Source organism: Microcystis sp. LE18-22.4A, assembly GCF_027531105.1.
Lineage (GTDB): Bacteria > Cyanobacteriota > Cyanobacteriia > Cyanobacteriales > Microcystaceae > Microcystis > Microcystis aeruginosa.
In genome coordinates this window covers 1-9,192 of the sequence record NZ_JAPZRB010000484.1, presented here as the reverse complement: position 1 = coordinate 9,192, position 9,192 = coordinate 1, and the positions used below count along the sequence as shown (strand labels likewise).

Here is a 9,192-nt window from a genome sequence, read left to right as displayed (position 1 = left end):
CTTGCTCCGTGCCATCGCAAATGAGGTTTGAGAGCTTGTTTCAACGCATTATACTGGTTCATAGGGGTTTCGAGATTAGTGCTATTTCTCATAAAACCCCACTCCCGCCTACTTTTCAAGCTTTTTGTCCTGTACTTAGATAGGGAATAGCGAAGGAGCTAAAAGCATGACCTTTGCTGCTATCAAAACGATTGATCGCCCGAATTAGCCCCATACAGCCAACCTGCACTAAATCTTCGTAATTTTCATGGCATTGATTAACCCAATGATGAGCTTCCCTTCTGACTAATCCTAGGTTTAACTCCATAATTTGATCCCGTAACTTATTATCTCCCGTTTTTTGGTATTTTTGAAACAGGGTAAGAGTTTCCAGTTTAAGATTTTCTTTATTTAGGACAGACATAGGGCGCTAACAGACTTAAAAAATATTGACTATAAAAGATCACTATTGTGCAATTAGCTTTGACCAATCTCAATACAGTCTAGATGAGAAGCGGTAAGCAATGTCAACAATGGAACTTACTACGATCATGATGATACGACCTTTATATAAAGACTTGTGTGATTTGACGCGGTCGACCAAGTATTTAAAGACACGGGTAAGCTAAAACCCAGGTAATCAGGGTTTGCTGAACAGGTTGTTTCTAGAGACAGGGTATGGGGTGTGGGGTGTGGGGTGTGAATTTTCCCCCGGAAAAAGTCTTAATCCAACAAGGTTTTCAGATTTATTCAGCCAGCCCTATCTAGGGTTGGCTGAAAAAGTAGGGGCGAAGCATTCGGATAGAAAATCTACGGTTTCAGCGATAGGTTATTGTCCGAATGCTTCGCCCCTACAGGACGCGATCGCCGATCAAGATGTAAGGTTTTTGAGCCACTAGCTTGAAAATCTTGCAGCTGCTTCGCCAAAAAGCCCCAAACCCCATACCTCGTCTATATTTCAGATTTATTCAGCCAGCCCTATCTAGAAAACTACAACTCAAACAAAGGTAAACTCCGATCCTTATTTTTCGGCAATTTCGCCAGTAATCCTAAATGTTCGTAGGCGGCTGACGTCACTACGCGACCCCGGGGAGTACGATTAAGATAACCTATTTGTAATAAATAAGGCTCGTGTACCTCCTCGATCGTCTTGGCATCTTCTCCCGTGGCTGCCGCTACCGCTTCCAATCCCACGGGTTTACCTTGAAACTGTTGGATCATCGTCTTTAATACTAATCGATCGGTCCAATCTAAACCCATAGAATCTACATTTAATTGATTTAATCCCTCATCGGCTAACTGGGGGCTAATAATAGTTTCTCCCTTCACCTGCACATAGTCGCGTACTCGTTTTAATAAACGATTGGCAATGCGTGGAGTTCCCCGACTGCGACGGGCAATTTCGATCGCACCCGCTTCAGTAATGGGAATATTAAAAATAGTAGCACTTCTGAGAATAATTGCCGTCAATTCCTCAACTGTATAGAAACGCAGACGTTGAATCAGTCCAAAACGATCGCGTAAAGGGGAAGTTAAAGAGCCAACTTTGGTAGTAGCACCGATTAAAGTAAAGGGAGGTAAAGAAATACTGCGAATTTTCGCCGCTTGACCCTTGCCAATCGTCACATCCAGGCGATAATCCTCCATCGCTGGGTATAATAACTCCTCCGTCACCCGATTCAGTCGATGAATTTCGTCGATAAAAAGAATATCCCGGGGTTGAAGATTGATCAGGATGCCGGTAATATCCCGGGGACGCTCTAAAGCGGGGGCGGCGGTAATGCGGCAATTTACTCCCATCTCGGCCGCTAAAATTAAAGCCATGGTGGTTTTTCCTAACCCCGGCGGTCCGTAGAAGAGTAAATGATCGATCGCTTCTTGTCTAGCTTTGGCCGCGGCGATGGTGACTTTTAGATTAGCCTTTAAGTCCTGTTGACCGATATAATCCTCTAGGGATTGCGGACGAATCTGCGCTGCTGCTTTTTCCGTTTCTTCTATAGTGGGATTGGGAGTGAGCAGATTTTCCTCGGCAGCCGGGGGGGAATTGTGCGATCGTTTGATGGCCATTGTTACAATCAAGAGTCTAGGATATGTTAGCGAAGCGGATTTTGCCTTGTTTGGATGTCAATAAAGGTCGGGTAGTTAAAGGGGTTAATTTTGTCAATCTTCAGGATGCTGGCGACCCCGTGGAGTTAGCCCGCTTGTATAATCAGGCAGGGGCCGATGAGTTGGTTTTTCTCGATATTACTGCTACCCATGAAGATCGCGACACGATTATTGATGTAGTCTATCGCACGGCGGAACAGGTTTTTATTCCTCTGACAGTGGGTGGCGGTATCCAATCCTTAGAAAATATTAAAAATTTGTTAAGAGCCGGGGCTGATAAAGTCAGCATTAACTCGGCTGCCGTGCGCGAGCCGGAATTGCTCGATCGAGCCAGCGATCGCTTTGGGAAACAGTGTATTGTGGTGGCGATCGATGCTAGACGACGTAAGGATGGGCATAACCCCGGTTGGGAGGTTTATGTTCGGGGTGGACGCGAAAATACGGGTATTGATGCTTTATTATGGGCGCAAGAAGTGGAAAAACGCGGGGCGGGTGAGTTGTTAGTTACCAGTATGGATGCTGACGGCACGCAAGCGGGTTACGATCTGGCCTTGACAAAAGCGATCGCTGAAAGGGTGGAGATTCCTGTGATTGCTTCGGGAGGAGCGGGTAATTGTCAGCATATCTACGAAGCATTGACGGAAGGGCGGGCGGAAGCGGCTTTATTGGCTTCTTTGCTCCATTATGGTCAATTAACCATCGCTGAGGTCAAAAATTATCTGCAAAATCAACAAGTACCCGTGCGTTAGCCCGAAAATGAGGGCAAGATTAGCAGAACTTAATCTAGTGATTGAGTCGGTTTTCCTGGAAAAGGATTTCTTCAGGCTGCAACCCAAGAAGAGCAAGGTTTAGACCTATTACTGAAAGCTAACGGCCGACGGCTGACAGCCCCGATCGAGAAACCGGCAAAAATCCCTGTTTTTAACTTCAGTCCGATTATCCCTGGGGAAAATTATGTATTAGAATAGATGAAAGTTAACAAAATTTAAAATATGTTAGTTCCGATTCTCATCTTTGACCTCGGTCTTGTGGCTTGGTCATTGCATCTGATGCAGCAAGCGTTCGACAAGCAAGAGTTTTCCTTGATGCTGGCGGGAACCTTAGTGGCAGCAGCGGCAGCAGCTATGTTAGTAGTTTATTTCCTCATGGGTCACTGTTTAACCTATTTAACCCAAATTCCGGCTCCTGTCTAAATGGGGGCGATTGTTTCACCATTGTCTTATCAGCGATCGCCTTGGCAGTGACAAATTTTTTTCTCGTCACCCCTTGACAAAATAATTCTATTTAAGCTATATTCAAAAATGGTCTTTGCGGGGTTATAGCTCAGTTGGTAGAGCACCTCAATGGCATTGAGGGGGTCAGCGGTTCGAATCCGCTTAGCTCCATACAGTTAAGATAAGAGTTTCAGGGTTACTGGAGCTAGAAAAGTGGCGAGGAGATGGTAGATTGAAAGAGGATTTCTGGTTAGAAAAGTCTCTTTTTACATACATCGATACTCTCTCAGGACAAAATTAATGATAGAGCTTTTTAAGCAACTACCTCGTTGGTTGCGGCTAAGTCTGGTTTTTCCGCTTTTATTTCTCAATGGTTGGTTATTATTCCAATTATTTAGCTATCTAGAACCCTTAGTCAGTATTTTTGTCACTGCTAGTTTACTAGCTTTTGTCTTAGATGTTCCCATCAAACTGCTGCAAAGACGCGGGGTTAATCGCAGTGGTTCGATCGCTATTGTCTTTTTAATTGCCCTATTAATTTTGATTGTTTTAGGTTTAATTTTAATTCCCCAGATTGTCGAACAATTAAGCAGTTTAATCAATAGTTTGCCCCAGTGGATCGAGTCGGGAACCGAACAGATACAAAATTTAGAAAAGTGGGATAAAACTCAGAAATATGCGATTTATATCGAGCAATCAATCACCCAGTTATCGGAACGACTAACCAATGTTTTACAAACTCTTAGCACTCAATTACTGAGCTTTGTGCTAGGAACTATCAACAGTATCTTAAACATTCTATTTGTTCTGGTTCTAACCGTCTTTCTTGTTCTCTATGGCGAACAAATTTGGGAGGGAATTTTTAGCTGGATTCCTGCTCCCTGGAATCTCAAATTAAGAACGATTATTCGTCAAACTTTTGAAACCTATTTTGCCGGTCAAACCATTTTAGCGGGAATTCTCAGCCTTGCTCAAATTTTTGTTTTTGTGATTCTCAAGGTTGATTATGCCCTATTATTCGGGGTGGCGATCGGTCTAACTACATTAATTCCTTTTGCCAGTGCCTTTGCCATTATTGGCATTAGTACCCTACTGATGTTTCAAGATTTTTGGTTAGGATTAAAAGTTTTGACCCTGACTATTATTGTCGGTCAAATTAATGATAATGTCATCGCCCCTCGGTTAATGGGAGGCATGATCGGACTTAATCCCGTCTGGATTATCCTATCTCTTTTTATCGGGGGTAAAGTGGCAGGAATTCTCGGTTTATTGATAGCAGTTCCTATCGCTAGTGTGCTGAAAAGTACCATCGATATCATCCGCTCGCAGCAGCGGGAAAAAGAACCGGTAGTTATCCTAGAAGAAACGGTGAAAAATTCCTCAGAGGAGAGCAAATAATCATAAATCCTGTTTAAAGGGAAGTGGGGTGTGGGGTGTGGGGTGTGGGGTGTGGGGAGAATAAATAAAAATAATCTCCTGTCTCCTGTCTCCTGACTTCTGCCTCCTGTCTCCTGACTACTATTAGGAGCGGCTAATTTCTTCGAGAATAGCCATCGCTTCTGTCACCCTATCCCTAGGGATAAATAAATGATCGTGATAATAACCAGAAATGACATTGACGCTAATTGCTGCTGCGGCCAGTTTCTCGCTAATTACCGCTAAAAATCCCACCGCCGCTAAACTAGAATGCACAGAAAGAGTAATTTGTCTATAAATATATTTGTACTGCAAATTCTTGTGATCGGCTTGCTGACGGGGAATAATCACCGTTATGCCTTCCTCTTCCTGAAATTGGCAGATAGGGGTTAATTGTAGCTGTTCTAGTCCTGTTGCTGTTAGGGAAGAAAAAACGAATTCTTCGGTATTTAGGACTGGTTTCAGGGATTGGAGCAGAATATCGAGATTAGTTTCGCCTTCCTTTGGTTTTTCTGGCGATTTTTTCGCCGCATCCAGACAATGATTGGCAGCAGCGTCAGCCAAACTATTTTTAGCTCGTTCAATCCAGCGCCAGCTAATGCGATCGAATCGGGCAACTAATTGACAAGCACGCTGATAAAAGGGACGTAAACTATCGCTTTTTACCTTCCAGTCTCCCTTAACTTGATTGATGACTAATTGACTGTCTCCGCGAATTTCTAGGCTTTTTAAGCCTAATTCTTGGGCTTTTTCCAATCCAATAATCAATCCCGTGTATTCGGCCTCGTTATTAGTGGCTCTCTCCATATATCTAGTCGTGGTCAAGGAATTACCCTCGGCTAAAACTATTACCGCTGCACCGGCTGCTCTCCCCGGATTGCCGCGAGAACCACCATCAAAATAGAGAATTGCTGAATTATCGGTTTTTTGAGCTTTTTTATCCATAATTTTCGTCAATAAATCTTGTTATCTCCATTTTTATCTCTTTGACAATTCTAGGCGGTAGCGATTCCGGGATCGGCAAAGCGGACAAGGCAACAATAGCAAGATTTTAGCCGATCGCCGCTACCGGGTAACTTTTTTTCTTCAGGTTATTGATAATTATTTGCAGTTGTCGGTTATACTGAGAACATCAGCCTAGAGTTATATTGCTAATAGTTCTCAATTAAAAGCCCCATGAGTATAGACAAATTGCCATCGGAAGGTGAGAAAATCTTCCCTCTTAGTGCTTGGGAGCGCTGGCAGCTCTACCACCGGCTGCAGGCCCTAGACATTGAAGATAAATGCTCGCTCCATAAGCTTTTGCAGGTTCGCATCGATAGCCCCGCTCAACTTTTACAGCTGTGGATTGTCCTGCGACAGGTAGAGGCTTCCCAAGGCTGTTTAATCGCTTGGCTGGAAACCTGTTGGCGGGTATAATCCTTGAGAAAAATTGGCAATCTGAGAGTAAAAAGTGAGAAAGTATGTCAAAATCTACAACTAGCATGGTTCCCTTTCAAGTGGTCGGTCAATTCCTCGGTTTTGTCCTCAAGGACGGATATAAGGTAAAATACCTGAGAATCAGTGTTGATAAACGAGAATATTGGTTTAAGCCCGAAAAAACACTGCGAGACCACATACCTCTCAATATTGCTCTCCAATCATGGCTAAAAGTGACGGGAGAAAGTAGTCTTTGTTCAAAAAAGGGAAAATTAAAACTGAGGGTACTAGGGATCGAGCATTTATCCGGGGAAAAAACCCCAGAAGTGGCCCCAGTAAAAGCTAAAAAAGCCACCGTCTTAATCTGTCAGAAGTCCGATTGTTGGAAAAATGGCGGTGCGAGAGTCTGCCAAAGGTTAGAGAGTGGTTTAGAGGAAAAAGGACTGGGAGAAGCGGTGAATATTAAATTAACTGGCTGTTTAAAACAGTGCAAAAAAGGGCCGAATCTGGTGGTTATGCCCGATAAAAAGCATTATAATCAGGTAGCTCCCCAAGATGTCCCCTCCCTGATCGAGCGGCATTTTGCCACTTCTGAGCAAGAGAATACTGTATCAGTTTAACCGGAAATTTAATCTGCGATCGCTCTTGACAAATGCTCTTTTTTGTGCATCAAAGGGACGAAGTGCCTGAAATTGTAATCAATTAGGGGATAGAAAAGTCAATTCTTGCCACCGATAATTTATGACTGGTACCACTGCAACCTTGTTAATTTCTTGTCCCGACCAGATTGGTCTGGTGGCGAAAATCGCTAATTTTATCTATGCTAATGGCGGCAATATTATCCACGCTGACCAACACACGGATTTTTCGGCGGGATTGTTTCTGATGCGGATAGAATGGCAATTAGAAGGGTTTAATTTACCCCGTGGGATGATCGAACCAGCTTTCGCCGCTATTGCCAAACCTTTGCAGGCTAGTTGGTCCTTACATTTTTCCGATACTGTCCCGCGTCTAGCTATTTGGGTGACAAAACAGGATCATTGTCTCCTCGATTTATTATGGCGACAACACGGGGGAGAAATTAGGGCAGAAATTCCTTTAATTATTAGCAATCATCCAGAATTACACTCAGTTGCCAATCAATTCGGTATTGAGTTTCATCATATTCCCATTACCGCCGAAACCAAGATTGAACAGGAAGCCAGACAATTAGAGTTACTGCGGGAATACCGGATAGATTTAGTGATTTTAGCTAAATATATGCAGGTTCTCACTCCAGATTTTATTAACTTTTTCCCCAATATTATCAATATTCATCATTCTTTTTTACCGGCTTTTGCCGGAGCTAATCCCTATCAACGGGCCTACGATCGAGGGGTAAAAATTATTGGAGCCACCGCCCATTATATCACTGCCGATCTCGATCAGGGGCCGATTATCGAGCAGGATGTGGTCAGAGTTAGTCATCGCGATACCGTGGGAGATTTAATTCGTCAAGGTAAGGATTTAGAAAGGGTGGTGTTAGCGCGAGCGGTACGTTTACACTTGCAAAATCGCGTTTTGGTTTACGCTAATCGCACGGTAGTATTCGCTTAAAATGGGATAAGATGTAAGCTGTTAAGCATTTAAATTGCTTGTTGAGACGAGGCAAGAGGCAAGAGGCAAGAGGCAACAGTAAAGGGATTGGGGGAGATTCGGCTAATCTTAAGAATAAGTGCTTTAAATGCGTCTTAGCTTACTTGACAAAAAAGAGAGCATTGAAGCTTAAAAATTAGGAAGTATCGGCGCAATTGACTAAAATAGCAATAGACCAGAGCAGAAGGAAAAAATTATCTATGGCAACCACATCCGAAGACGTATGGCGACTCTTAGCCGAATTAACTACCGCGCAAAAAGAAACTGACCGACAACTCAAGGAAACTGACCGACAACTTAAGGAAGTTAGTCAACAACAGAAGGAGACTGAACTACTATTGAAGGAAGTTAGTCAACAACAGAAGGAAAACGCCCAACAACAGAAAGAAACTGACAAACAACTCAAAGAACTGGGCAAACAAATTGGGGGACTCGGTGCCAAATTCGGCAGCTTTACCGAAGGACTTGCCCTTCCTTCAATGGAAACGATTCTCAGACAACGCTTTGGTATGGAAGTTGTTAGTCCCAGTGTGCGCGCCAGTAAAGAAGGACAACACCTAGAAATTGATGTTCTTGCCTATACCAATGGTGAGCTAAATACCGCTTATATCGTTGAGGTTAAAAGTCATGCTAGACAGGAAGATATTACACAATTAAAAAGTATTTTGCAACGGTTTCGCCGCTTTTTTCCTGAACACAAAGATAAAAAACTCTATGGTATATTAGCGGCGGTTCATGTATCATCAGAATTACGGGAAAAAATTCTGCAAGAAGGGTTTTATGTGGCTCGGATTCATGACCAAGTATTTGAATTGGATATTCCCGATAATTTTCAACCTCGACTTTATTAAAAATTTAGATGTAATCCTAAATCCTGTTATTAAATGATTATTTATTCTCCCCTTTGACTTTTGCCTTTTGCATGAGTGCCTCTCCTGATATGTAGCCCATACTCAACGGATTTAGTACAAGGCCAAGCCGTCCTAAAAGGACAGGGTTTCAAACCGAGGATTTGCGGTGATACAATAAAGTTAGGCCAAAATGCGATCGCAAGAGATAAAGCATGGTTCAAGCACCCATCGAACCCCAACTTTTCTATCCTGATTCCGACGGTAAACCCATGGCCGACAACACAGTTCAATATCGCTGGATTGTTCGCTTGGTTGCCAATCTCAAGTATTTATTTAAAGGGCAAACCGTCTTTGTCGCTGGGGATTTGCTCTGGTATCCCCAGCAGGTAACTGTACCCCCCGCTCCCCGTCAAGCTCCCGATGCCATGGTAGTTTTCGGCCGTCCACCGGGTGAGCGCGGCAGCTATAAACAATGGGAAGAAGACAATATTGCCCCCCAGGTAGTGTTTGAAATCCTCTCTCCGAGCAATAGTGCCAGGGAAATGCTCAAAAAGCAGTCTTTCTATCGGGAG

At 43.4% G+C, this 9,192-nt stretch carries 10 protein-coding genes, 1 tRNA gene and 1 pseudogene; 9 read left to right on the top strand and 3 right to left on the bottom strand.

Annotation, left to right across the window (positions count from 1 at the left end; all coding sequences use genetic code 11):
- Positions 1 to 136: 136 nt before the first annotated feature.
- Positions 137 to 403: pseudogene (locus tag O9295_RS21290) on the bottom strand (sigma factor); the annotation flags it as partial.
- A gap of 566 nt (positions 404 to 969) precedes the next feature.
- Positions 970 to 2,046: a Holliday junction branch migration DNA helicase RuvB gene (ruvB, locus tag O9295_RS21285; RefSeq protein WP_147070044.1), complete on the bottom strand. Its 1,077-nt coding sequence runs from the start codon at positions 2,044 to 2,046 to the stop codon at positions 970 to 972.
- Positions 2,047 to 2,069: 23 nt separating this feature from the next.
- Here ruvB and hisF point away from each other — a divergent pair, with 23 nt between their 5' ends.
- The 4 genes from hisF (at position 2,070) to O9295_RS21265 (ending at position 4,697) form a co-directional block, all read left to right on the top strand.
- Positions 2,070 to 2,834, top strand: a complete 765-nt coding sequence (hisF, locus tag O9295_RS21280; protein ID WP_002787034.1) for an imidazole glycerol phosphate synthase subunit HisF — start codon at positions 2,070 to 2,072, stop codon at positions 2,832 to 2,834.
- Between the two features lie 243 nt (positions 2,835 to 3,077).
- Positions 3,078 to 3,278, top strand: coding sequence for a hypothetical protein (locus tag O9295_RS21275; protein WP_002796074.1), 201 nt, complete (start codon positions 3,078 to 3,080; stop codon positions 3,276 to 3,278).
- Positions 3,279 to 3,397: 119 nt separating this feature from the next.
- A tRNA-Ala gene (locus tag O9295_RS21270) sits at positions 3,398 to 3,470 on the top strand.
- 129 nt (positions 3,471 to 3,599) lie between these two features.
- The gene (locus O9295_RS21265; protein ID WP_079209314.1) at positions 3,600 to 4,697 is read left to right on the top strand and encodes an AI-2E family transporter; all 1,098 of its coding nucleotides are present in this window, start codon (positions 3,600 to 3,602) and stop codon (positions 4,695 to 4,697) included.
- A gap of 123 nt (positions 4,698 to 4,820) precedes the next feature.
- On the opposite strand, the gene O9295_RS21260 is transcribed toward O9295_RS21265, so the two are convergent.
- Entirely contained in the window at positions 4,821 to 5,660 is an 840-nt protein-coding gene (locus tag O9295_RS21260) for a reverse transcriptase-like protein (RefSeq protein ID WP_287737789.1), read from the bottom strand.
- A gap of 231 nt (positions 5,661 to 5,891) precedes the next feature.
- Between O9295_RS21260 and O9295_RS21255 the strand changes: the two genes are divergently transcribed.
- The 5 genes from O9295_RS21255 to O9295_RS21235 form a co-directional block, all read left to right on the top strand.
- On the top strand, positions 5,892 to 6,134 hold the full coding sequence (locus O9295_RS21255; RefSeq protein WP_288035147.1) for an Asr1405/Asl0597 family protein: 243 nt from the start codon (positions 5,892 to 5,894) through the stop codon (positions 6,132 to 6,134).
- A 44-nt stretch (positions 6,135 to 6,178) separates the two neighbouring features.
- The gene (locus O9295_RS21250; protein WP_079209311.1) at positions 6,179 to 6,754 is read left to right on the top strand and encodes a (2Fe-2S) ferredoxin domain-containing protein; all 576 of its coding nucleotides are present in this window, start codon (positions 6,179 to 6,181) and stop codon (positions 6,752 to 6,754) included.
- Positions 6,755 to 6,875: 121 nt separating this feature from the next.
- The gene (gene purU, locus O9295_RS21245) at positions 6,876 to 7,730 is read left to right on the top strand and encodes a formyltetrahydrofolate deformylase (RefSeq protein ID WP_002759669.1); all 855 of its coding nucleotides are present in this window, start codon (positions 6,876 to 6,878) and stop codon (positions 7,728 to 7,730) included.
- A 239-nt stretch (positions 7,731 to 7,969) separates the two neighbouring features.
- On the top strand, positions 7,970 to 8,620 hold the full coding sequence (locus O9295_RS21240; RefSeq protein WP_288035143.1) for a DUF3782 domain-containing protein: 651 nt from the start codon (positions 7,970 to 7,972) through the stop codon (positions 8,618 to 8,620).
- 212 nt (positions 8,621 to 8,832) lie between these two features.
- Positions 8,833 to 9,192 (top strand): Uma2 family endonuclease (locus O9295_RS21235; RefSeq protein WP_149978612.1); only part of this gene is annotated, 360 nt, incomplete at its 3' end.

Bases quoted from the DNA above. Each gene is read 5' to 3' on its own strand.
- hisF (WP_002787034.1), top strand. From the start codon at position 2,070: ATGTTAGCGAAGCGGATTTTGCCTTGTTTGGATGTCAATAAAGGTCGG.
- O9295_RS21275 (WP_002796074.1), top strand. From the start codon at position 3,078: ATGTTAGTTCCGATTCTCATCTTTGACCTCGGTCTTGTGGCTTGGTCA.
- purU (WP_002759669.1), top strand. From the start codon at position 6,876: ATGACTGGTACCACTGCAACCTTGTTAATTTCTTGTCCCGACCAGATT.
- O9295_RS21250 (WP_079209311.1), top strand. From the start codon at position 6,179: ATGTCAAAATCTACAACTAGCATGGTTCCCTTTCAAGTGGTCGGTCAA.
- O9295_RS21260 (WP_287737789.1), bottom strand. From the start codon at position 5,660: ATGGATAAAAAAGCTCAAAAAACCGATAATTCAGCAATTCTCTATTTT.
- O9295_RS21255 (WP_288035147.1), top strand. From the start codon at position 5,892: ATGAGTATAGACAAATTGCCATCGGAAGGTGAGAAAATCTTCCCTCTT.
- O9295_RS21265 (WP_079209314.1), top strand. From the start codon at position 3,600: ATGATAGAGCTTTTTAAGCAACTACCTCGTTGGTTGCGGCTAAGTCTG.
- O9295_RS21240 (WP_288035143.1), top strand. From the start codon at position 7,970: ATGGCAACCACATCCGAAGACGTATGGCGACTCTTAGCCGAATTAACT.
- ruvB (WP_147070044.1), bottom strand. From the start codon at position 2,046: ATGGCCATCAAACGATCGCACAATTCCCCCCCGGCTGCCGAGGAAAAT.